Consider the following 25496-nt stretch of genomic DNA (forward strand, 5'->3'; position numbering starts at 1 on the left):
CACTCAGGTTTTTTTATTCAAAGGGCTCAAGATAAATTTCCGCCGGCTGCTTTTAGTGTATTCACCATCAACATCGCAATCGTCATCGGACCAACTCCACCCGGGACGGGTGTAATTGCCGAAGCAACTTCTTTCACTCCGTCAAAATCTACATCTCCTACTAATCTAGAGCCGTTTTTCGCTAAAGCATCTTCAATCCGATTGATACCGACATCAATCACAACTACTCCCGGCTTCACCATCTCCTTCGTGATTGCGTTTGGTTTTCCAATCGCAGCAATAAGAATATCTGCCTGTTTTGTATAGTAGGAAAGATCTTTTGTTCCGGTATGAGCAATTGTTACAATGGCATTTGCCCATTCCTTTTTCTGAACAAGCATATTAGCAATTGGCTTTCCGACAATATTACTTCGTCCAACCACAACAACATGTTTGCCAGAAGGATTAATTTTGTATCGTTTTAAAAGTTCCACAATGCCGTACGGTGTCGCTGAAAAAAACGTATCAATCCCAATCATCATTTTTCCCACGCTGGCAGGATGAAAACCATCCACATCCTTTGCAGGAGAAATCGCTTCAATTACCTTTTGCTCATCTATATGTTTTGGAAGAGGAAGTTGAACGAGAATTCCGTGGATTTTTTTATCATTGTTGAATCGGTCAACTAATGACAGCAGATCTGCCTCTGAGATGTCTGCGGAAACCCGTTCCGTTACCGAATAGAATCCCAATTCTTCACAAGCTTTTCCCTTACTTTTTACATATGCCTGCGAAGCAGGATTATCTCCGACGAGGATCACAACTAATCCTGGAACAAATCCTTTTTCACGTTTAAATTTCTCGGTAGCGAGTTTTACTTCATTCTTAATCTCTTGTGATATTTTTTTACCGTCGATTATCGTCATCATTTTATGGAGGAATTAATACATCAATATAATGTATATCGAAATAGTTGTTTGAGAAACTTAGAACTCTACCTGAACATATGTTTAGGTTTTTGTTGTTGTGTCAACAATCATAGGTCAAGAGAGAAGAACCTAGTACACTTCATGGAATTTTATGGGCCAACAACAATTACTTTTAACCATTTTGGGCGTTATCATCGTTGGAATTGCAGTTTCCGTCGGAATAACTCTCTACAATGACAACATGATCACGCAAAATCGAGACGACTTGCAAGCTGATCTTGCAATGCTAGCGGTAAAAGCAGATCAGTATTATTCACGTCCCTCCGCCATGGCTGGAGGCGGACATTCTTTTGTCGGTCTGACTGCTGATGCCGCCGGAATGATTAAACTCGCATCCGCAGAATATGCAAACAATGATCGCGGAACTTATACCATCTTAGCTCCGGGATCGTCTACTCTGTTAATTCTCCGAGGTGTTGGTAAAGTTCAACTTTCGGACGGAACATTCCCAACATACTATTGCCGTGTTCGAGACAGAAAATATCTTATGCTTTTTGTCAATTAAAATTTAGGATAGATCAACTGTTCGAACTTAAGACACTTCCCTGTTTCAACTTCCACTTCAGCAATCACTCCACATAATCGAACGTCGTTTGAAGCCGTTTCATATTTATGGGGTGTCTGCGTTAAGAATCGTTTTAACGCCAAGTCTTTTTTCATCCCAAGCACTGAATCATACGGACCGGTCATTCCTACATCGGTGATATACCCTGTTGCCCGGGGAAGAATTCGTGCATCGGCGGTCGGTGTATGCGTATGTGTTCCTACAAGGACACTCGCGCGTCCATCAACGTACCATCCCAACGCCATTTTTTCCGCGGTTGCTTCCGCATGAAAATCGATGAATGCGATCTTTGTCTGTTCATTAATCTTGGACAAAGCCCAATCTATTGTACGAAAAGGATCTTCAATTGGCTGCATGTACGTTCGTCCCTGCATATTGATCACTCCAACTTTCACGCCGCTTTTCATTTCGTAAATTGTGTAGCCAATACCGGCAGTCCCGTGGGGAAAATTGAGAGGACGCAGCAAATGTTTGAATGACGTATACACTTTCCTCATATCCCAGCGATCAAACGTATGATTTCCACCCGTGATAACATGCACTCCCATCTCAAACAATTGTTTCACCTGGACTTCTTCTATTCCTTTTCCATCTGCTACATTCTCACCGTTTGCGATGCAAAAATCGATCTTGTATTTTTCCAAAAGACCTTTCAAAAGGTTCGTGACCAGATCGAGTCCGGGTTTACCGATGATATCGCCGATAAAAAGTATATTAATTGTTTGTTGCACAAATCTCCTTTAGTCAGTAGGTCGTCATAAACGCCGACTTACCATAAATTATTTTACTCTATATAGTACCGACGGCGGGTTGATGGTGTAGGTAATCGGTTCAAGCCATAATGGCGCATTATTGGGATTCAATAATGATTGGAATTCCGGACGCATATTCGCTTCATATATTCCATAGAACAAATACGATGCATGTAATTTTTTCGTTTCCATTTCAAGTTCTGTCATCGTTTTTACATACGGCAAATAGTACATTTTCTTATTGATATAATACGCAATGTGCGGCTTGCGGCACACAATAATCTTTGACTCATCGTTATCCTTCACATTTGCATTGAACCAATCCGCAATTACTTTAATCTCTTTAGGTCCGGAATCGATATTTGTTCTGTTAAAATCATATGAATTCACAAATGTCCACACCACCAACAGTGCGGCAACAATAAATCCATTGTAAAACGGCACACCTCTCCATCGATCCCATGTTAATGTCACGACAGCGAACGTAGTATAGACAGGGATTAAATACATGGAAAATCGTTCGCTGTAAAACACAATCAGCAACACCAGAAACATTAACGCACCAAAGGTAAAGAATGCTGATTGTCTCGCGTTTGGTCTAATTTTGAATAGACCAAATATTCCGGCAAGGAAGCAGCTTCCTATTCCCCATCCGACGAGCAGTTCAAGATCACTGGAGAAATGTTCAAATACATTCTTCCCGATTGTTGATGCAAATAGTGAAGGGTCATCAAAAATTACCTGACGCAGTGAATGGTATTTAGTTTGTTCAACATTCCAATATTGGTCCCAGCCGATCCTTCCTTTTGCAAACATTTCGTATGCAATATTGAGATAGTTTTTGTTATAGAAAAAATTACCTTTCTCTTGCAGAGAATATATTCCCCACGGACCAATACAGACAAAAAAGAGAAGGGCAAAGAGACCAGAAATAATCAATCGCTGTTTTACTTCAACTTTGTAGATATTAAAAATAACGATGATCAATGGAATTGCAATAATGACAAATACTCCATTATACCGAGTGAGATAAGCCAATGCTGCGGAGAGTGACGCGAGGGCTATGTTCACCCAAGAGTATTTTTCATCTTTTAAAATAAAATATGCTGTCGCCGCCGCAAAACAGTTAAATGTCATATCGGTACCGGCGGTATAAGAATATTGAACAAACGTCTTATTGAAAGCCGTCAATAGAATGACAATGAACGCGATATCGTACCGAAATAGTTTTTTCAGCAGTTCAAAAGTGAAAAAAAGTGTTGCACAAGCTGTAAACGCTGATACAATAATTCCGGCGATGAAATAATCTTTCACCAGAAGTTCAACGATAGCAAGTACGGCAGGGTATGCCGGTCCTCGAAAATCTTCGATAGTCCAAATTCCCTTAATAATGTCCTTTGCTGTGGGCACATACATTTGGAAAAAATCGGTCTCCACATGATAATCGCCCACTACATGATACCTCAATCCGATATACAATAAGGTAAACAGGTAGATTCCGGCAATAAAGATGCCGCTGAATCTATGTTCGAGATATTCTTTAAAGAATGGAAAAACAGAAATGTCCTTTAACGCAATCTTATCCGATTTAATGCGGGGGAGCTGTTTTTTAGACATTGAATTGCACGGTCACTTTCTCTTGTTGTTGAACTAAAATACTAAAAAGTGTGTGGGTGTGCAAGAATGCTTTCGAACACAGTGGATTGATGGTCTGCGGTTGTTAGAGCTAATGTTTGATGCGAGCTTGGAAATACTTCTTTCCCAGCAATTCATCCACAGCAATAAAAATGACAAATGCCATTACGCCAAGCAGCATGAATTTGCCTGAGGATGATTTCGCAATTTCTCCAACAGGCTGCGTATATTGTTTCGTCCAATGGGAAATCGTTTCCGATACAGAATTGAACGCCGTAGAGTATAATTCAACACTCTTCGAAAACAGGTTTGCTTCATTCTTCTGTCCGCTAGGGTTGGAGACAAGAGCGATACCGATCAGGGAAAGAACCAAGATCATAGCAAATACATTCGATGAGTTCTTCGCCAAACGGAACCAGAGGGATTCCTGTTTCCCAGGCACAATCTCATTCATAACGTTCATCGTAAATTTTTTTGACGGGAAAACTATTGTGTCGTATTGTAATGTTTTGCGCAATGTTTGCATCAGCGCGACTTCATGTTGCAAACGATGAGATTGTGAAACCAATTGTTCAATCTCAAGGAAACGTTGAGGCGTGAGCGTGCCGTCAACAAATTCCATCAACTCTTGTCGTGTGGGGTTTTTCATACGTTCACCATTTGATCCATATCTGTAAAATGACGTGCAACGGCGTTTCGAAGCTGCAGCCGCGCACGAAACAATCTGTTTTTTACCGTGCCAATCGGCAGACCGGTAACAACAATAATTTCGTCATAGCTCATTTCCTGTAAAAAGAACATCGTCAGAATTGACGAATAACTTGCATCCATCCTCTCGATCTCACCATGAACAATCTGCAAAAATTCTTTCTTCTCATACTCTCTATCCGGTTCTTCGTCCGTTGAAGGGATTTCGATCTTCAGGTCATCATCGTTCTCTTCATCTATCGAAAGAAGATTCGTATGTCCACGACGGGATAACACCGATGAACATACATTAAAAACAATTCTATAGAACCACGTGGAAAAACTCGATTTCCATTCAAAGCTCGGCAATGCGCGAAATGCACGGACAAAAGCATCCTGCAACGCTTCTTCCGCATCGTGACGATTCTTCAGCATACGCATCGAGAGAGTCATCGCCTTATCTTTATGACGATCGATCAATTCTGCATACGCCCGGTGGTCTCCATCCAGAACACGCCGGATAATGTCATTATCTGTGCTTTTCATTCATCTTTCTGCAGAATATATATCCAATTAGACTCGATTTTTGGCTCAAGGGTTTCAACTATCTACCAACTGCTATTGTTAAATTTTTTGCGATACAGAAACAGGATGAAATTTCTATAACAAATATTGAAACCTTGTTGTAGGATTTCAGGTCAAAGTAAGAAAGCAGAGAACAAACATCAACTATTCAAATTATAGGAGGTTTTATGGAACCCGAAATCATCATCCCAATTTTTTTGTTTGGCGGTACAGCGGCGGTATTATGGAAATTCATCGATGCCCGGCATAAAGAACGCATGACAATCATCGAGAAAGGATTGGTGAGCGAAGATTTGAAACACCTGTATTCGAGAGGCACCTGGAAAACAAATCCATATTCATCATTAAAGTACGGTATGCTCGCTGCATTTATCGGTGTGGGAATTCTTGTCAGCGCATTTCTCTCATCCATGTTCTACGCACAGGAAGAACAAATCACCGCAGGCATTATTTTCCTCTTCGGAGGATTAGGGTTGGTGATGTTTTACACCATTGCAAAAAAAAGAATGTCTGAAGATGAAAAACTATAATCACCCTGTAACGGATGCAAAATAAAAAAGGTCGGCTAATAACCGACCTTTTTTTATAAAGGAACGTATGCTGTTTATGCTTCCGGTTGAAACTTATGCACTTCTTCAACCACTACATCAACAATCTCACTCTCTTTGATCTTTCGGATCATTTGTCCTTTTCGATAGAGAATTCCAACTCCTTTTCCGGCAGCAATTCCGATATCCGCATCACTTGCTTCGCCGGGACCGTTCACTACGCAGCCAAGCACCGCAATCTTCACCGGTTTCTTCACTCCTTCAAGACGTTTTTCTAATTCCGCCATAATTCCAAACAGATCAATTTCTAAACGACCACAGGTTGGACAAGCGATCAGTTCTACATTGCGTGTTGCAAGTCCGAGTGAGCGAAGAATTTCTTTCCCGACTTCCACTTCTTTCACCGGTTCATCGGTCAACGAAACGCGGATCGTATCGCCGATTCCTTCAGCAAGCAATGTTCCAATACCAACTGCGGATTTGATTGTGCCGATACGTGTTAATCCTGCTTCGGTCACACCAAGATGGAGTGGAATATCGGTTCGCTGTGCAACAAGACGGTACGCTTCAATCATCAAACGAACATCCGTTGACTTAACGGAGATAATCACGTCACGAAAATTAAACTCATCGCAAATACCAACATGGCGCATTGCTGATTCATACAATGCCTCAGCAGTTGGATAACCGTATTTTTCCAAAATGTCTTCTTCCAGTGATCCGGAATTGACACCGATGCGAATCGGAATCCCTTTATCTTTTGCTGCTGTCAATACTTGTCGGATGCGATCCTTTGATCCGATGTTTCCCGGATTGATACGAACCTTTGCAACACCAGCTTCAACCGCCTTCAATGCAAAAATATGGTTGAAATGAATATCGGCAACTATCGGCAACGGTGACTGACGAACAATTTCTGCCATTGCTTCTGCTGCTTCTTTGTCATTTACCGTTACCCGCACAATATCGCATCCCGCTTCATGTGCGTCGACAATTTGTTTCATTGTCCCGGCAATGTCATCAGTCTTCGATTTTGTCATCGTCTGAACTGAAATCGGCGCCCCTCCTCCCACTTTAATGCCGCCAATGTTCACTTGACGGGTATGTCGGCGTATGCCGACCTTATAGTTGGACGGAGTGGAGTTTCCATTCTGTGTTGGTTGTATGACCGGTAGAATATTTTCCATACTTTTTTCAAATGAACGCTGAGTCGGAAAGACGCAGAGAACATTATTCCTTTAATTGTTTTTGTATGAACGCTGAGACGCACAGATTCCAAAAAGACAGAGACATAATTCCCGATGCACTTCAATTGCGGCAGCAATAATTTGCTAAGTCAGTTTATCGTATTCAACCTTTGTCATTCATTACAATACTTACCGCGTCTCCGCGACTCAGCGTTCATCAATTGTTTAATTTAACTTTTTGCTTGCCTCGAAAAGAATCTTTTTTTCTTCATCGCTTAAACTTTGGTATCCATTCTTACTGATTTTATCCAAAATTTCGTCGATCTGTACTTGAGCCTGTTTCTCTTCTTTCTTCTGGTTTTCAAAGATATCAAACACTTTTGCTTCGCTAACATCGGAATAATTTTTATCTCGCTGCGGTTGTTTTCCAAACCCTGTCATTCGGGTAAAAATATTTTCTTCTTGACGAGGTGCACGATATGAAGAACCAAAATGATAACCGTCCGCCATTAAATATAAGAATCCAACAAGCGCTCCGCCAAGATGGGCAAAGTGAGCTACGCCGTCCATACTTCCAACGGAAAATACTTCAAATGCCATATACATAACAACGAAATATTTTGCTTTAATTGGAAGAAGGAAATACATATAAATGGGACGATCCGGGAACATCATCCCAAACGCCAGCAGAATGCCGTACACCGCGCCAGAAGCACCAATGGTCGGACCGACCGATGTGAACATCGGTGCGATAAGCAGATTGGCAAGTCCACCACCAAATCCGCAGAGCAAGTAATAAATGAAAAACTTTCGTGAACCCCACACATGTTCCAGTTCCATCCCGAACATCCAAAGTGCAAGCATATTGAATAGGATGTGCGTAAAACTAGCATGCATGAACATATAGCTAAACAACTGCCAGAATCCGAATCCAGCTCCAAGAGGCCAAAGAGCAAACGATTGGAAAAAGAATTGTTCAAAATAGAAATCACCAATCCGGAAATTTCCGAGAAAAACCATTCCTAAAAATACCGCTGCATTTGCAATGAGCAATCCTTTGATCACAGGCGGAAAGAACTGAAATCCACCAAAGAAACTTGGACGATAAAAATTACCGGGACGATTATATGCCATAAATTATAAAAATTCCAAAAAATCAATTCTCAAATTTCAAACTTACACTACTTATGTTTGTTGTTTGGAATTTGTTGTTTGTTCCTTACTTTTATTTATCATTCAATGCTGCTACACCTGGAAGTATTTTTCCTTCCAGGAATTCCAGCGATGCGCCGCCGCCGGTAGAAACATGCGATACTTCTTTTTCAAGTCCAGCCTTTGCAATTGCTGCGGCAGAATCTCCACCACCGACAATTGTGATAGCGCCAAGTTTCGTTGCTTCAACAAGTGATTTCGCAATGGCATTTGTACCTGCAGCAAAATTGCTCATCTCAAACACACCCATCGGTCCGTTCCACACTACTGTTTTTGCATTCTTAATTTCATTGCTAAACAATTTAATCGTTTCTGGACCGATATCCATTCCAACTCCGTCGGAAGGAATAGCGTTGATGTTCACAGTTTTCACGGGAGAGTCATTATCAAATTTTTCTGCAACCACACAATCGATCGGGAGTAGGAGTTTGATATTCTTCGCTTTTGCTTCATCAATCAATTTTTTTGCGAGGTCGATCTTGTCCTCCTCTAACAACGATTTCCCGATTTCCATTCCCTGCGCTTTAAAGAAGGTAAACATCATTCCGCCGCCGATTAACAACGCATCAACTTTTCCCATCAGATTCTGGATCACATCGATTTTACCCGAAATCTTAGCGCCGCCCATAATTGCGACATACGGCTTTACCGGTGTTGCCGTTGCTTTCACAAGATACGCTAATTCCTTCTCCATCAAAAATCCTGCAACAGCCGGAAGGTATTTTGCAACCGTCTCCGTGGAAGCGTGGGCACGATGAGCAGAACCGAATGCATCGTTCACATATACATCACCATATTGCGCCAATTCTTTTGCCATTCGTTCGCGGTCTGCAGCCTCTTTTCCAGTCTCTTCTTTATGAAAGCGGGTGTTCTCCAACATCAATATTTCGCCTGCTCCCAATGCATCCACTATTGCCTTTGTTTCTGCACCAATCGCTGCCGGAGCAAGTTTCACACTCTTCCCCAGTAATGAAGAAAGACGTTCGACCACCGGTTTCATTTTATGTTTTCCGTCACTAAACGCTTTTTCATCGAATGTTTTCCCATCCTTCTCTGCTTTTTCTTTTGCCTTTTGCGTGTCTTTTTTAGGATCGCCGAGATGGGACATAAGCACAAGCGATTTTGGTTTATGTTCCAAAATATATTGGATGGTTGGGAGCGCTGCTTTGATTCGGGTATCATCTTGAATGACACCATTCTTCAACGGCACATTAAAATCAACACGGAGCAACACGCGTTTGTTGTTAAAATCGATATCTTTAATTGTTTTTTTATTCATAATATCATCTCTTCATTTTCAGTGGATTTTGACGGGTATCAAAAATATCGGTAATATATATTTTGTCGTCTTGAATTCTGTAAATAATCTTATAATTTCCTTCAACAATCCTTCGATGATTCAGCTCCAAGTCAATAAGAAATTCTTCGGTTTGTCCGGCAAGGGGTTGTTCAATTAACATTTCGGTTGCATTAACAATATCATTTATAATTGATTTTGCTATTCTTTTACTTGAAGCCGCTTCATAGTAATCATATATTTGTTTCAATTTTTGTTTGGCAGGTGTAGTGACAATTATCCGCATATTACCACATCAAGATTTCTTTTTTTAGACTCTCCAGCGAAATAACATTTCCATTCTTAATTGCAGCTTCTGAAGCTATGGCGCGTTCTTTTAATTCTTCAATCGAAATAGGTTTTAAGTTCTCATGATGCAATCGAGATAAGCTTAGCATATTTTTGACAGCGGTGAGTACTTTTTCATCTTCCATTAAATCGATTTGTTGTTTAATCAACTCTTTTTCTTTTACTAAGTCCATACAACCTCCTCGCTATTGAAAGAAAAGGGCTGAACCCAAAATGGAGATCAGCCCTTACTAAATGTTACATCTGAAAACGACAGAACATTATTTTGATGTTCCGGCCATTTTTCTTAACAGATCGACAACACGGTTTGAATATCCCCATTCGTTATCGTACCAAGAAATAACCTTAAAGAATCTTTTTTCACCTTTCAGGTTGTTCTGCGTTGTTGCAAGAGAGTCATAAATGGATGAACGATCGTCATGAATGAAGTCCGTTGATACAACTTCTTCATTCTGATACCCGAGTATTCCTTTGAGATATGTTTCAGACGCTTTTTTGAACAACGCATCAATTTCTTCAATGGAGGTATCCCGTGTGGAACGGAATGTCAAATCGATCACAGAAACATCTGCAGTCGGTACGCGGAACGACATACCGGTCAATTTTCCTTTTGTCTGCGGAAGCACTTCACCAACCGCTTTTGCTGCACCGGTGGATGAAGGAATAATATTGATTGCTGCAGCACGTCCGCCTCTCCAATCTTTTTTGGAAGGACCATCCACTGTCTTTTGTGTTGCTGTGTAAGAGTGAATTGTTGTCATCAAACCGGTTTCGATTCCGATTCCTTCTTTTAACAGAACATGAACAACCGGAGCCAAGCAATTTGTGGTGCACGATGCATTGGAAACGATCGTATGTTTTGCTGCATCATATTCATTGTCATTCACACCCATGACGATTGTTTTGACATCGCCTTTACCAGGAGCAGAAATAAGTACGCTTTTCGCACCGCCGGCAATATGTCCTTTTGCTTTTTCGGAATCGGTGAACAACCCTGTAGATTCAATCACAATTTCTACACCGAGAGCTTTCCAAGGAAGTTGCGACGGATCTTTCTGCGCCATGACGCATTTAATCTTGTGGCCGTTCACCACGAGAATATCATCGTGCTCAGCGGCAGGACTGCTCTTCTCGCTTCCAACAGTCCCTTTAAATTGACCGTGAACAGAATCATACTTTAATTGATACGCAAAATAATCTGCTTCTGTGCTGACATCAACAACAGCAACAATATCAATTTCTTTTCCAAGTATATTTTTTTCAACCATCGCACTGATCACCTGACGACCAATACGTCCAAATCCGTTTATTCCTACTTTTATTGCCATAATATTCATTCCTTGTTAAATGTGCTGAATTTTTCCTATTTGCTGGTGAAATTTACCAAGATTTGAAGAGAGAAGCAAACCCATGTGCAAAACTTGGTAAGAACAAAGATGATCAAATCACATTAATTTGAAGAGAATTTGAAATGGTAAACAACTTATTAAACTCCAGAAGTTTCGACCGAAGCAAATGCATTTCAGTACATATTGCCTCTCATAATTTTGAGATATTGGTTTGTTTCACGTTGCTACTCAAACGATATTCCCCTATTTTTATGTAATGAATCTCCTTTCGCTCTTATTGCCGAACAGATTAAAACCGTCATGGAGTTTTTCCGCTCAGCACGTATTATGGAGAGTGATGTTTTCTGAACATGGTCATATTATCTGTGAAGATCGCAATACGGAATCAAAATCAGCAACATTTTTCTGCTTCGATACACAAACAAACAGCATGCTCTGGAAAGATAAAATTTTTGAGGAAAAATGGTGGATCGGTCTCAGTGCCGTTACCAATGAACGGTTATATCTTCATGGATTCAGAAAACCGGACATGCCCGAGCAAAAAAATATAATAGCCGTAGATCTTTTCAGTGGTAATACGCTATGGCAGAATACTGAATGCACATTTCTGGCAATTCAAGCTCCATTTGTGTTTGGATATAAAGACTTATTTGAACGACGAGTCTATTATAAGATCGATGAGCGAAATGGAGCGATTATTGAAGAACTAAACACCCTGCCTGACGGTATCATTGCGAATACACAGTATGAAAAGACAGACTTTACATTTCCCCAACAAGTTGCCCATAATGATGATGGTATTGAACAATTTATGAGCAGTCAGTCAGAATTCACAAGTGCTGAATATATTTCCAGAGGAAATTTCGTCGTTTTGAATGTATATTCTCGACATACTACTGCTGAACTAGGATTGAAAAACACACTTTCTATTATTGACACAACAACAAAGAAAAAAGTATATTCCGATGTATTGAACGAATCGACGCAATACCCTGTACCGGACTCATTCTTTATGGATAGAGATCGAGTCTTTTACATCAAAGAACGAAAAACATTCGTCGCTTTGGATTTGCCATAACAGCACCTTCATCAAACCAGAGATTCATTACCCTTGAATTTTGGATGATGAAGAACAAAGGAAATATTCATGGGACTTAACCAAATCGCTTTCTCTCTTTTTTTTCTCACTTCAATTTCATTGTTTGGATTGAGTGTCAAAAAATTGATCAGAACATTCCAACTGGGAAAATCCGACAATCGATTTAACAATATTCCGTCACGACTAAAAAATGTATTTACCATTGCCTTTCTGCAAACGAAACTGTTGCGCGACCCGATCGCTGGGACACTTCATCTTTTAATTTTTTGGGGTTTCCTTGCATTATCCTTTGTTGTTGTGGAATCAATCATCGAAGGAATTATTGGACATTTCTCATTTTCATTTCTCGGCAGAGCATATTCCGTCATCACGTTTTCTCAAGAAGTATTTTGCCTCCTGGTAATGGTCGGCGTCATCGGTTCGCTCTGGAGACGTTTTATTACCAAAGTGAAACGGTTACAAGTTGATGCACATGGAAGCAAAGATGCAGCAATGATCCTTACGTGGATCTTTTTGATAGTTACAACAACGTTATTTCAAAATGCAACCCGAATCTCAATAGGAACGTATCATGCGGGATGGCAATTCCCCGTTTCATCGACTCTCGCATTATTGTTTTCGTACGCCCGCAGCACATACATCGCTGAAAACATTTTTTGGTGGAGTCATATAGGACTTGTTCTTGCATTTTTAAATTACCTACCATATTCAAAACATCTTCACGTACTCACATCCGTTCCGAATGTTTTCTTTGCTTCATTAAAACCCAAAGGGGCACTGACACCGATCAATCTACAGGATGAGACGCTGACAAAATTTGGCGTCAGTGACATTGAAGATCTTACATGGAAACAATTATTGGATGGTTACACATGTACGGAATGTGGCCGCTGCGAATCGGTCTGTCCTGCAAATCTTACCGGCAAACCTCTTTCTCCGCGCAAAATCATTGTTGATACACGAAGACGTACTGCAGAAAAATCACCATTCATGATTTCCGGCACATTGGAATCGAATCAGCAAATTGCACAAAAGACACTGTTGGATAATTACATCACCGAAGATGAACTCTGGTCCTGTACCACTTGCATGGCATGCGTCAACGAGTGCCCCGTCATGATAGAACATGTCGATGAAATTGTTGACATGCGCCGTGGGTTAGTATTGAATGAATCCCGATTCCCGCCTGAATTGAAGACTGTATTTGACAATCTTGAACGTAACTTTACTCCATGGGGATTCTCACATTCTACGCGTGCAGATTGGGCTGAAGGGTTACACATTCCCAAAATGGCAGAAGTCGGTGATGCAAAAAATGTCGATGTTCTCTTCTGGGTTGGATGCGCCGGAGCATATGATGCACGATATAAAAAAGTCTCGATTGCATTCTCAAAATTAATGCAGCACGCAGGAATTTCTTTTGCAATTCTTGGCACGGAAGAGAAATGCAACGGTGACGCTGCACGGAGAATGGGAAATGAGTACCTTGCTCAGACAATGATGACCGAGAATATCGAAACATTGAACCGATATCATGTGAAGAAGGTTGTTGCAACGTGCCCGCATTGTTTCCATTCGCTTTCAAAGGAATATCCTCAATTTGGCGGGAATTTTGAAGTTGTTCATCACACGGATTTTCTCAATCAATTGGTTGAAGAAGGAAAGATTAAGATCAACGATGATCGGAAGAAAAAACAAACGGTCACATATCATGATTCTTGTTACTTAGCACGATATAACGATGTCGTGGAAACTCCGCGCAGGACCTTGCAAGCCACTGGAGCTGAATTAGTGGAAATGCCTCGAACGAAAGATAAAGGATTATGTTGCGGTGCCGGCGGCGGCAGGATGTGGATGGAAGAACATCACGGTAAACGAATCAATATCGAAAGAACTGAAGAAGCACTTGCAACCGGTGCGCCAACGGTTGCCTCTGCCTGCCCCTTTTGTATGACAATGTTGAATGATGGCATTAAAGCAAAAGAAGCATCGGAAAAAGCTCAGGTAAAAGATGTTGCGGAGATATTGTGGGAAGCAGTTGAAAACGGAAATGCATCCTAAACAATCAACGTGAATCATCACAATTCCATATCAAAAGAAATTCTCCCGACTCCAGAAGAGCGTATGGAGTGGTTTGCAGAATACGAACGAGTGAAAAGCGTTCCCAAGGTTTGCAAAAAATTCGACATCAGCAGAAAAACGTTCTATAAATGGTGGAAACGATATAACACCGCCGATAAATCCTCTACAAGCCTTGTCAATCGTTCACGGAAGCCTCACAATAATCCGCGGGCAACACCAGAGCATATCATTCAACGATTAAAGAACCTTCGCGAACAGACAGGTTTTGGCCAGAAACGACTGCAACTCTATCTTTCATTGTGGTACGGAATCGATCTTGCTGAAAATACCATCTGGAAGATTTTGCGCAGAAGCGGGATTGATATGAAGGGAACGAAGATCAAACGGCGGAAAGTAAAACCGCATGATGCGTTGCTTCCGGGAGATCGTGTGATCATCTTTGTTAAACCGTTCGAGAAAACGATCGGAAAACAGAAATTCTACTATTATTCCGCTGTGGATGAATGTACACATCTTCGCATTGCAAAGATGTATGCCCGGCATTCCACACTTTCCGCGCTCGATTTTGTCCAGTACATGCTAACTTCGTTACCGTTCCCAGTCCATTATGTACACACACCGCTGGACAATGTGTTCACTAGTGTAGCCATGTCGCGCTCACGAACACATGCCTTCACATTAAATCTTCGACGTCTCGGCATTAAACAGCATATACCAACGAGGAAACAAGCGCAATCAAAATTACAGATTGAACGGATCAAAAAATTCGATGCACCGGATGCATTTCTTTCCTTCCCCTTCAATTCGCAGAACGATGCCGACCGAATGATTCATAATTATCTTCTCGACTATAACAACAAACAACCTCGAAAAGAGATCGGCATGCTCTCTCCTCTTGCAAAACTTCAGACGTTCGAACAATTCAGCGGTATCAAAGAATTCGATCCAAAAAAAGATTTATCGTAACAGTCCACCATAAAAAAAGGGCTGAGTATTCATCCTTTTTTATTTCACAAGAAGCATTTTCATGATGCTGTTCTGTTGACCGACTGACAGACGGTAAAAATATACTCCACTTGATAGATTGTGTGCATCAAATTGCACCGAATATTTCCCCATTGATTGAGTTTCTTTCACCAGCGATTGTACTTCACGGCCAAGAACATCATACACTGAAAGTCGCACGAAGCTTGTTCCCGGTACATCGTAACGAATCGTTGTCACAGGATTGAACGGATTCGGGTAATTCTGATATAATGCAAACGAAACAGGCGTTGCAGTTTCCTCCTGTATATCATTAATGGTTCCATCATCCACCCAGTTGCCAATGGAAAATGCCGGAGAAAGTATCTGTTCAACAGTATTCCCGACAGCATCGGCAAGTTTAATTTTCAGATCAATTGCGGCCGTATCAAACACTATTGCCGGCGAAAGAGACGCAGAGAATATTGTCCCTTCTCTTTCTACATCACTACTGATAACAGAAACAGGGAGCGCTATCCATGATGACGTTTTATATTTCCGATAATAGACTTTGGTTGAATCAGTCATCGGTAACTGCGGCGGACCGGCAAGAATCTTAGAAGAAAACCGTAATGACGCTTGTTCATTCTTAACAAAACTGTTCGATATTTTTTTCTTCGAATTCAATATTGTGAACGATGTAATCATCGGTGCATCGGGAACTGATTTTGTCAGGTCAACATTATTAACGAGCGTCAGTTTCCCTTTTGCATTGCTCACAGAATAACCCTGCGATTCAATTTCAAGACGATATTTTCCCGGCGTTACTTCGTATGGACGCCGCGGAAATACATTTAATTTATCCTCTTTTAATTTTTCCCCTGCTTCATTATAGATTGTGTATGTTCCTGAATTAATATCGCTGTACCGCTGTTCAAAAAGGCTTCCAAAGAACAATGGATTAAAATGGATTGATGGACCGAATGAATTATTATACGAAACGTTCAAGAGGCGAACAGGCGACTCACCAAAACGCATCGTATCTCCGCTTGCAGATTTATGTGTAGTCAACCAATTCGCTTGAGCGGGAAAACCAAGCATGATACTATCATTAAAAATAGTAAAATATCGTGTCGCCATATCCAACAAATCGTCTGTTTTGTATGTGTTATTTGTATAGAATGCGACTGAAGCACCGAACGTGGAATCGATTTGTTTCATCAAGAACAGATCAAATATTGCAACCTTGTTCATAACATTTACCGTATCCGCCGCGACAATAATCGTATTACCATAGGTTTCACCTTCAATTATTGTCTGCGTTGCAAACACTTCGGAAAATATCCTTGTCGAGGTGATATTCTCAGGAACTTTGAATTGAAGAGTTTGCTTGTAATATCCAGCCGGATTATTAGTCAAATTCACCTCACCCGAAATTCCGTTGAAACGGGAATACTGCGGAATAACAACTCTCTTCGCACCAGTCAAATCGATCAATGCTTCAAATCCCATAAAGGAAAAGTTCGCGGAAGCCGACGACACCAGAACAGTTTTAACTCCTTCAAGTAATGGAGCAAATAACCATCCTATCGGTAAACCAATCTTGAGAATTCGTTGCGTTTTTAAAGATGAAAGCGGAACACCGTTTTGGTCAACACCGTTAAAATTCACAGGATGAATTGCGTCGGATGAATTGAATGAAAATGACTCAGCACCGGTGAATTGAAGATTGGATTTCAATATCAGTTTCGAACTGTTGCGAAAAAATACGGCAAAATCATAGGTGCTCGGAAATGCCCCGGACACTTCCAATGTTTTTGAATCAATCCATCGAACTTTGGAATAGTAGCTATTATAGAACGGCACAATATAAAAGCTGTTGCTTGATCCAACAAGATATGGATGAGATTCATTGAATGTTAACAACATTCTCGTTGTTCTTGCAAACAGCCAAGGAAGATGCAGTGTATCTCTGCTTCCAAAAATATGTGCAAATCCATCATAAAGAATAATATCTTCATCAACAATTGGAACAACGGCGTTGTTTACAGCAATGGTAACCAAGATCTGTTGCGACGTACCGGCTGCTAACGAAAATTTGTTGGGAACAGCTGAAAGGGTAATTCCGGCTGATGCCGGTGAAAATCCAACTGAATAATTTTGCGTACTGTCCCCGGTGTTTGAAATAGTGAGTGTATCAACTTTCGTCCATGTTGTTAGAGCAGGATCGTCTAACCCAAAACTCAACTGTGTTGGCTTAACAAATGACGTATTTGCCATCGCCCGCATCGCACCGACTTTCCCTGAACCTTGACGTATCGTTTTAAATCCGAGATCAACAGAAGAATTTGCGATTGCAGATTTGATCTGCAGCGGTGATAGACTTTTATTGTTAGACTTCAATAATGCAGCAACCCCGGTCACCATTGGCGTTGCCATTGAAGTACCGGTCTTAACAGAAAAACCGTTCCCAAGTGATAATGAGCGTATATTCACACCCGGAGCAACCACATCGGGTTTTATATCATAATATATTCTTGTAGGTCCTTTGGAAGAAAAATCAGCGACCTTATTCACTGAATCAATTGCACCGACGGTAATGGCCGAGCGAGCAGAGCCGGGACTTCCTATCGTCTCCATACCGGTGTAATAATAATTATCTTCTTTCCCTTGAACTGGGGTTGCACGACCATCATTTCCCGCTGCTACAACAAATGTAACACCAAGTGCCGTTGCTTGATCAACAGCAGTACAAGCGGCATCATCTGCGTCGCCGTAAGAACTTCCTAAGCTCATATTCACGACATCGAGTTTATCACTCATATCACCATCTTGATTTGGATCTACTGCACGCTCAATCGCTTCAATAATCGTACTCTGACTTCCTCTTCCTTCCGCATTGAGAACTTTTAATCCATATAATTTTACTTTCGGCGCAACCCCTTGAAAATCCACAGCATCAGCACTAATAATTCCCGCAACATGAGTTCCATGTCCATTATCGTCCATCGGATCATTATCGCTATTGACAAAATCATATCCGCCAATGACTTTAAATGACAGACCAAGTCCGCCTCCCAACGCGGGATGCAAGTAATCAATCCCGGAGTCTATTATTCCCACAACAACACCTTCCCCTTTAACAGTATCGGTACTCCAAACATTATTGATCCTTGACTGCGGAGCACTTTTCTGTATGAATGCATTCACCGTTTTATTTTCGTGCACCTTTTTCACGTACGATATTTGTTCTACGGCGGGAATAAGACTCATCGGCATCTGCACGCTTATCCCAAAAAATGATTTGTAGAATCGCTTTTGGATTATCACCGAGGATTGAATGTTCGCTGCAGTTTTTTGCAATGTCATTCTGCGGAGATCATTTTCAAATTGAGTAAACCGATTTTGATACACGGCAACAGATTGGTCTGTTTGAGTATTCAACTGTGCGATAAATAGTGGCGCTTCACGGAATTCGACAATGAGATTGACAACAGAATCTTTTGTGACGTTATGCGTGGTAGGTTCTAATATCGGTTTTTGGTAATCGATTCTTGATTGAAATACGTTTTGAGAATAAATTGGAATAGAATAGAAATAGAATAAAACAAAAAACAGCGCCGAACGAAATGCCATGAATCTCCTCATTTTTGAACATTGAAAGGGTTATTCTTAAATTTTTGATGAAGGTCATTTTACGCAATTGTATCAAAAAGTTACAATAATACAAATATTACACTGAAACATTTTATCGGGACAGTAAAGTTCCTACGCATCTTTACGAAATGTCTTGGACATGACAAACGAAAGTGGAATGTTATAAAAAAAAGGAATCTGCATTTTTCACAGATTCCTTTTTCACGAACGATTTCATGGATACATCAATTACCGGATGACTCCACCAATAATTGATTTATCCGTTGAGCAAACGCTAACGGATCTTCCACTTTTGAACCTTCGGCGATCAACGCTTGATCGTGCAGCAGATGGGCATACATTTCAATTTTGTTATCCTGTCCGTTTGCATCAAATATTTTTTTCAAGGACTGTACCACTGGATGTTTGATATTCAATTCCAGGATCCGATCGCTTTTTTTGGTCTCATCCATCTGTCCTAATTTTTGCATGATTCGTTCCATGTTCGAGCTCATCCCTTCCTTATCATTCACTAAACAGGAAGCACTCTCTTTCAGGCGTGTGGAGATTTTAATCTCTTTGATATGCGATAGTTTTGATTTGAGAACTTCAAAAAGTCCCGAATACTCCTTCGCCAGTTCCTTATTCTCATTTTCCGGCTCAACAGAAACATCGCTTTTGTCTGCCGCTACCAGTTTTTTTCCATTAAATTCAGGTAGGGATGGAAGGATAAATTCATCGATTGGATCGGTCATAAAGAGGACATCCCATTGTTTCGACTTAAACACTTCAAGGTACGGAGCATGGATCAGGACTGATCTATTTTCACCGGTGGCATAATAAATTTCTTTTTGTTCCGCATGCATCGATTCCACATACTGCGTCAGCGAAATACATTTTTTTTCATCCGTTTTGAGCGATTCAAATAATAATAGTTTTGACAGTTGCTCTTTATTTGCCCAATCGTGATTTAACCCTTCTTTCAGAAATGATCCGAACTCTTTATAGAACGAGAGGTATTCATCAAACGAGGTCGTCATCATCTCTTCAAGATTCTTTAAAACGCTCTTCACAAGATTGGTTTTGATCTTTTCCAATAGCGGATTCTGTTGCAGCAATTCGCGGGAGACATTTAACGGAAGATCGGCACAATCCACTACCCCTTTTACGAATCGCAGATACGGCGGAAGCAACTGTTCACAGTGATCCATAATCAACACACGCCGGATATACAATTTAGGACCTACTTTGGTCTCTCCGAACATCATGTCATACGGCTTTTTTGCGGGAATAAAGAGCAATACTTTAAATTCAATAACTCCTTCTCCGCTGTAATGAAGAATTCTTGCCGGTTCAGAAAAATCATTCGATACTTGTTTATAAAATTGATTGTATTCCTCTTTCGACACTTCACTTTTGGAACGAAGCCAGAGCGCTTTTCTGGAATTTAAGGTTTCTTCTTCAATCGTTTTGTTTTTCTTATCATCTTCCTTCTCAACATCCATCACAATCGGGTGCTCAATAAAATCTGAAAACTGTTTCACCAGCGACCGTATTTTCCATTGTTCGGTAAATTCCTTCTCCTCCGATTTTAGATGCAAAACAATGTCTGTTCCTCTGGCAGCTTTATCGACCGTTTCAACAGTGTATTCTCCCTGTCCGTCGGAAGTCCATTTCACTCCATCACTTGAACTTTCGGAGATCCTTGAAATTACAGTCACTGAGTCTGCCACCATAAAGGCCGAATAAAAACCGACGCCAAATTGGCCGATCAATTCCGGACGGGAAGCAGCATCTACTTTCTTCAATTGATCGAGAAATTCTTTTGTTCCGGATTTTGCGATGGTTCCGAGGTTTTCAATAATCGTCTGTTGCGACATCCCAATTCCATTGTCGGAAATGGTCAATGTATTTTTTTCGGGATCCGGGGTGATTTTGATCTTCCAATCCTTATTGTTTTCAAGAAGAGATTCGTTATTCACCGAATCAAACCGCATTTTATCGATTGCATCGCTTGCATTGCTAATCAACTCCCTCAGAAAAACCTCTTTGTGAGAATAGAGCGAGTGAGTGATAAGATTAAGAATTTGTTTTAATTCACTCTTGAATTCCATTTTTTTTGCTGATTGCATAATGTTTACCTTTTTTAGATCCTTGATATATGTGATTATCGACTACAAAATAAACTTGTCCAAAATACCTTGATAAAAACAACAAGATTCTTCACTCTCTTCTTTTCTTGACGGAGCAAGAAAAGAAGTCCGCCAAAGGCGGACGAAATTTAACGCGCGCGATGAATCCTCGACGAGTCGAGTCGTCGACCGTTCGCTCTTGCCCGTTGATGGCGCGAATCGCGCCATCAAAAGTCCCGTCATTCATCGCTTTCCCATTCGCTCAGTCCTCCTAAATTTCGCCCCACCCACTTTAATACGATCTCTACTATATAACATAAAGGGCTTACTACTTGTTATCAAAATAAGTTTGAGGTACTATAGTCAATTTTGTATTCATATACGATTAATTTTGGACAGCTATGATTACAAAATTTAAATAAAAGCGAATAATATTTTCAAACGATAAGCGATCGTTTCATCAATTTGATATATAATTTACGATATTTTTTCGAAGCAAGAAAATTATTCCGGCATAATTTAATATAGACGGATGAAATATTTTATTGCATGGGAAAATTCTCATCAACATGGTAAGGCAGAACAGGTAGGCCGTCCCAATGGGACTTCGTTATCTATTGGGGTATAAAATCATGAACAGTGATAAAACTGTTCATTAAAATAATTTCGCCGGTGTTGAGTCTAAGGAAGTTACAGTTCACTATCCATCGCAAGAACATTTCCGATGATTCTATCAATCTCAGAGAACTTGTATGGTTTATTAATAACCTCTTTGATACCGTCTTCTATCATTTGAGATCGAATCGAACGATCCAAATATCCCGAGGAAATGATCACTTTAACGGAAGGATTGATAATTTTTAGTTTTTTGTACATCTCCTCTCCGCTCATATTGGGCATTCCGAGGTCGGAAATAACAACATCGATCGTATTTCCATGTTGACGATATAACTCCAATGCAGAAAATCCATCCGATGCTGTAAGAACAGTGCATCCGGCGTTATCCAAATTTTCTTTCAATGCATTCCTGAATAATTCTTCATCGTCAACGACAAGAATTGTTTTCCCCTTAATCGAAAGAAGATGGTCTACGGGTTCTTGTACTTCCGAATAGTTGTCTGAGGTCGGCAAGTACATTGTGAAAGTGGTTCCTTCCCCCTTTTTCGAGACCACATCGATAAAACCATTATGGCTCCGAACCAATCCATTAACAATGGAAAGTCCAAGTCCCGTTCCTTTCCCCTTTTCTTTTGTGGTGAAAAAGGGATCAAAAATTTTTGGAATAATATTTTCGTCTATTCCTGTTCCGGTATCGCTGACTGCTACGCTGACATATGAGCGCTGAGCGACACTAGAAAATTTAGTGCTAATAAGAGATGCATCAACCATCCGCTCAGAGATTGTTATCGTTCCATGGTCGCCGACGGCATCCTTTGCATTCAGACAAAGATTTAAGATAATTTGATGAAGGTGTCCAGCATCGCCATTAACAATCCCGTTTTCAACACCGATGTCCGTTTTTACAATGATGGTCTTCGGTATAAAATGTTGGAGCATGACCTTCACTTCCTCAATGATGTGGGAAAGAGATATTGGTTGAAGATTCACTTCGGATTGTCGCGAGAAAAATAACAATTGCTTTGAAATCGACACTCCTCTGTGTGACACATCGATAATTTGATCGACATATTTATTCAGCTTTGAATCATGGGGTACCTGTTTTTTCAATAGTTCAGCATTACCAAGAAGCATTGCCAAGAGATTGTTGAAATCGTGTGCAATCCCTCCCGCAAGAGTCCCTAGACTTTCCAATTTCTGTGATTGGAGCAGCTGTGCTTGCATCTTTTTTTGTTCTGTGATATCAGAGAATAAGGCGACATATTGGATGACCTCACCGTTTTCATTATAGATCGAAGAGATACTCAGCCATTCGTCGAACAGTTCTCCGTTCTTTTTACGGTTGATGATCTCCCCCTGCCATGTACCGAGCTTGTTGAGCGATTTCCACATGATATCATAAAATTTTTTGTCATGTTTCCCGGACCGAAGTAAGGATGGAGACTGTCCGATCGCTTCATCATTTGAATATCCTGTCAGTTTCGTAAATGCAGGATTGATCGCCATAATTTTATTGGAAGCATCGGTTACCACAATCGCTTCACCAAGTGCTTTATAAACCGTTGCAGCAATTTTCAATTCCTCTTCCGCCCGTCTTCGTTCAGTCACATCGCGAAGAATACCTTCATGAAAAAGAATGGCACCGGATTCATCCATAACATATCGACCGTGATCTTCTACCCAGACTTCTGATCCATCCTTTTTTTTCAATCGATACACTGCGATCTTTTCTTCGAGTTCCTGCTTCGTGACATTTTCCCGATCAACTTCATCAAAGTAGAGATCTTTTTTAATATCAACAGCCATCAATTCTTCTTTGTTCGTGTAACCCAGTATCTGGACAAGAGCAGGATTGACGTCGATAAATTTGCCATCGTGATTACTTTTATATACTCCGTCGAGCAATGACTCTATCAGCTTTCCATACCGTGTCTCACTTACCTCCAAAGCGCGTTCGGCACGTTTTCGATCTGTAATATCTCGCGCTGTCGTGATGATAACATCATGACCAAAGTACTTCCCTTTATTGGTGATCACATCTTTGGGGAATATTTCGCCATTCTTCCGTTTTCCCCAAAACTCAAATTGGTGGGGCACTCCAGTAGTAAATGTTTTCCCAACGAGTTCAATAATGTGCGGAAGATCATTTTTATTCGGTGCAGAAAGGAACTCCGGTGTTTTGCCGATAATTTCATCTCGACTATAACCGTACATTTTTTCAACGCCGTCATTAACATCAAGAAAATATCCTTCGCTGTTTTGGATGTAAATCGCTTCCGTTACAGAATTAAAAAGACCTGCATAACTATGTTCACTTTCGCGAAGAGTATGCTCTGTCTGTTTTCTTTCAATGGCATTCGCCACTTGTGTTGAGACAAACACAAGTATGTTTTTATCTTTTTCGGTTAGCCGGATCTCATCATTGTACGTCTGAATGACCATGACGCCGATTGTTTCGTTTTGCTTCGTTTTTAACGGAACACCGATCCAATCGACCGAGTGTGTTCCATACAAATCAACTTCACCCGCTGCTTTTAATTCTTGAAATATTTGAGGGGTTACTAAAATGGGTAATCCAGTCCGAAGTACATACCCGGTCATACTTTTGCCGGGTTGGATGGGCTTCCAATCATTGTCAAACTCATCTGCGTGATACGGAAAATCGATGACATCTTTAGAAGAGTCATACATCGCAATAAAAAAATTTTTTGCGGGCATTAATTCGGAAATGATTCCATGAATGGAATGAAAGAGATCGTCCAACAGCACAACTGACTGCGCAGATTCCGAAATGCGATAGACTGCTGATTGAACTTGTTCGGCACGTTTTCGTTCCGTTACATCGTGAAACACGACCATCAGGCTCACAACATTCCCTTGTGCATCAAGTACCGGGGATGATATGAGTTCTCCCCAAAACACTGTTCCATCATATCGTAAAAGTTGATATTCATGCGATTCAAGAGCAACTTTTTCTTCAATAATCCTTCGCACACGAGCTCGCGCTATTTCATGATAACCCGGGTCAATCCATCGTTCAAATAACGTACCGATGACAACTTCATCAACAGGCACTTTGAAAATATCAAACATCTTCGGTGAACTATACGTAATTCGTCCATCAGTACCCACCATCGCAATACCGTTCGGAGATATCTCGACAACCTGCTTATAGTGTGCTTCAGATTGACGAAGTCGTTCTTCCATCTGTTTACGCTGAGTGATATCACGTACTACAACTTGAATAGATTTTTTTCCATTGAACATCACCGGAACCGAAATTACCTCTACGTCGATTACTGTTCCATCCAATCGAATAAATTTTTCTTCTTCAATCGATTGCGGTTTATTTTCTTTTATCGCTGCTGATATACGTTGAATAACCTTTGCCTGGTAATCGGGATGAACAATGTTGAGGACCGGTGTACCAATCAATTCCGATTGATCTTTTGCACCAATAAGTTTAAGACCGGAAGGGTTGATAAATACAAATTTACCCTCCGAATGCACAGCCATTGCATCCGGTAAGAATTCGATAAGACTTCGATACCGTTCTTCGCTTTCACGTAACGATTCTTCAATGTGGGTATTGTTATTACTTTTCATCAATATCGCTTCCCTCTATGTCATCATGAATGCACTGCTGGAAATACTTGAAAGGCAATTACTCGCAGTTGAAATAAATGATTATCACATAATTAATTTACAACATCTCAACGCAATGTCAAATTGACTGGCAAAAAAATATCCAGTTTAATGGTTAAGTTGTAACCCTATGGAGTAATCCTTTTTTTCATTTTTGAATGTGAATTTTATGATGTTTTCATCTGACA

Annotated in this window: 19 protein-coding genes; 5 read left to right on the forward strand and 14 right to left on the reverse strand. The window is 40.6% G+C overall.

What is annotated here, in order from left to right:
* Positions 1 to 26: 26 nt before the first annotated feature.
* Positions 27 to 905, reverse strand: coding sequence for a bifunctional methylenetetrahydrofolate dehydrogenase/methenyltetrahydrofolate cyclohydrolase FolD (gene folD / locus WDA22_09905; GenBank protein ID MFA5833776.1), 879 nt, complete (start codon positions 903 to 905; stop codon positions 27 to 29).
* 154 nt (positions 906 to 1059) lie between these two features.
* Between folD and WDA22_09910 the strand changes: the two genes are divergently transcribed.
* Positions 1060 to 1473 (forward strand): hypothetical protein, encoded by a 414-nt coding sequence (locus tag WDA22_09910; GenBank protein MFA5833777.1) that lies wholly within the window; start codon positions 1060 to 1062, stop codon positions 1471 to 1473.
* On the opposite strand, the gene WDA22_09915 is transcribed toward WDA22_09910, so the two are convergent.
* The 4 genes from WDA22_09915 to WDA22_09930 all read right to left on the reverse strand — a co-directional run bounded on the left by WDA22_09915 (position 1470) and on the right by WDA22_09930 (position 5153).
* Positions 1470 to 2264: a TIGR00282 family metallophosphoesterase gene (locus WDA22_09915; protein ID MFA5833778.1), complete on the reverse strand. Its 795-nt coding sequence runs from the start codon at positions 2262 to 2264 to the stop codon at positions 1470 to 1472. The two genes, WDA22_09910 and WDA22_09915, sit on opposite strands and share 4 nt — an antisense overlap.
* 48 nt (positions 2265 to 2312) lie before the next feature.
* Positions 2313 to 3902, reverse strand: a complete 1590-nt coding sequence (locus tag WDA22_09920; protein ID MFA5833779.1) for a glycosyltransferase family 39 protein — start codon at positions 3900 to 3902, stop codon at positions 2313 to 2315.
* A gap of 109 nt (positions 3903 to 4011) precedes the next feature.
* Positions 4012 to 4569, reverse strand: coding sequence for a hypothetical protein (locus WDA22_09925; protein MFA5833780.1), 558 nt, complete (start codon positions 4567 to 4569; stop codon positions 4012 to 4014).
* Complete coding sequence (locus WDA22_09930; GenBank protein ID MFA5833781.1) at positions 4566 to 5153, reverse strand: sigma-70 family RNA polymerase sigma factor; 588 nt, start codon at positions 5151 to 5153, stop codon at positions 4566 to 4568. Before WDA22_09930 ends, WDA22_09925 begins: the two co-directional genes overlap by 4 nt.
* A 206-nt stretch (positions 5154 to 5359) precedes the next feature.
* Here WDA22_09930 and WDA22_09935 point away from each other — a divergent pair, with 206 nt between their 5' ends.
* Positions 5360 to 5722, forward strand: coding sequence for a DUF6249 domain-containing protein (locus WDA22_09935; protein MFA5833782.1), 363 nt, complete (start codon positions 5360 to 5362; stop codon positions 5720 to 5722).
* Between the two features lie 74 nt (positions 5723 to 5796).
* Here WDA22_09935 and ispG read toward each other — a convergent pair whose 3' ends face one another.
* The 6 genes from ispG to gap all read right to left on the reverse strand — a co-directional run bounded on the left by ispG (position 5797) and on the right by gap (position 11112).
* Positions 5797 to 6927, reverse strand: coding sequence for a flavodoxin-dependent (E)-4-hydroxy-3-methylbut-2-enyl-diphosphate synthase (gene ispG / locus WDA22_09940; protein MFA5833783.1), 1131 nt, complete (start codon positions 6925 to 6927; stop codon positions 5797 to 5799).
* Between the two features lie 225 nt (positions 6928 to 7152).
* Positions 7153 to 8061 (reverse strand): rhomboid family intramembrane serine protease, encoded by a 909-nt coding sequence (locus tag WDA22_09945; protein ID MFA5833784.1) that lies wholly within the window; start codon positions 8059 to 8061, stop codon positions 7153 to 7155.
* Between the two features lie 91 nt (positions 8062 to 8152).
* Positions 8153 to 9418 (reverse strand): phosphoglycerate kinase, encoded by a 1266-nt coding sequence (locus WDA22_09950; protein MFA5833785.1) that lies wholly within the window; start codon positions 9416 to 9418, stop codon positions 8153 to 8155.
* A 4-nt stretch (positions 9419 to 9422) separates the two neighbouring features.
* Positions 9423 to 9722 (reverse strand): type II toxin-antitoxin system RelE/ParE family toxin, encoded by a 300-nt coding sequence (locus WDA22_09955; GenBank protein ID MFA5833786.1) that lies wholly within the window; start codon positions 9720 to 9722, stop codon positions 9423 to 9425.
* A gap of 1 nt (position 9723) precedes the next feature.
* Positions 9724 to 9957, reverse strand: a complete 234-nt coding sequence (locus tag WDA22_09960) for a hypothetical protein (GenBank protein MFA5833787.1) — start codon at positions 9955 to 9957, stop codon at positions 9724 to 9726.
* Positions 9958 to 10044: 87 nt separating this feature from the next.
* On the reverse strand, positions 10045 to 11112 hold the full coding sequence (gap, locus tag WDA22_09965) for a type I glyceraldehyde-3-phosphate dehydrogenase (GenBank protein MFA5833788.1): 1068 nt from the start codon (positions 11110 to 11112) through the stop codon (positions 10045 to 10047).
* A gap of 277 nt (positions 11113 to 11389) precedes the next feature.
* Here gap and WDA22_09970 point away from each other — a divergent pair, with 277 nt between their 5' ends.
* The 3 genes from WDA22_09970 to WDA22_09980 all read left to right on the forward strand — a co-directional run bounded on the left by WDA22_09970 (position 11390) and on the right by WDA22_09980 (position 15280).
* Complete coding sequence (locus WDA22_09970) at positions 11390 to 12211, forward strand: DUF4905 domain-containing protein (GenBank protein MFA5833789.1); 822 nt, start codon at positions 11390 to 11392, stop codon at positions 12209 to 12211.
* A 69-nt stretch (positions 12212 to 12280) separates the two neighbouring features.
* Positions 12281 to 14293 (forward strand): (Fe-S)-binding protein, encoded by a 2013-nt coding sequence (locus WDA22_09975; protein ID MFA5833790.1) that lies wholly within the window; start codon positions 12281 to 12283, stop codon positions 14291 to 14293.
* Positions 14294 to 14356: 63 nt separating this feature from the next.
* Entirely contained in the window at positions 14357 to 15280 is a 924-nt protein-coding gene (locus tag WDA22_09980) for a helix-turn-helix domain-containing protein (protein MFA5833791.1), read from the forward strand.
* A 39-nt stretch (positions 15281 to 15319) separates the two neighbouring features.
* On the opposite strand, the gene WDA22_09985 is transcribed toward WDA22_09980, so the two are convergent.
* From WDA22_09985 to WDA22_09995, 3 genes are all read right to left on the reverse strand, one after another.
* Entirely contained in the window at positions 15320 to 18913 is a 3594-nt protein-coding gene (locus tag WDA22_09985; protein MFA5833792.1) for a S8 family serine peptidase, read from the reverse strand.
* A gap of 245 nt (positions 18914 to 19158) precedes the next feature.
* Entirely contained in the window at positions 19159 to 21045 is a 1887-nt protein-coding gene (gene htpG / locus WDA22_09990; GenBank protein ID MFA5833793.1) for a molecular chaperone HtpG, read from the reverse strand.
* Between the two features lie 690 nt (positions 21046 to 21735).
* Entirely contained in the window at positions 21736 to 25269 is a 3534-nt protein-coding gene (locus WDA22_09995; GenBank protein MFA5833794.1) for a PAS domain S-box protein, read from the reverse strand.
* Positions 25270 to 25496 lie beyond the last annotated feature (227 nt).

The sequence above is a fragment of the Bacteroidota bacterium genome (genome assembly GCA_041658205.1).
Lineage (GTDB): Bacteria > Bacteroidota > Ignavibacteria > UBA10030 > UBA8401 > UBA8401.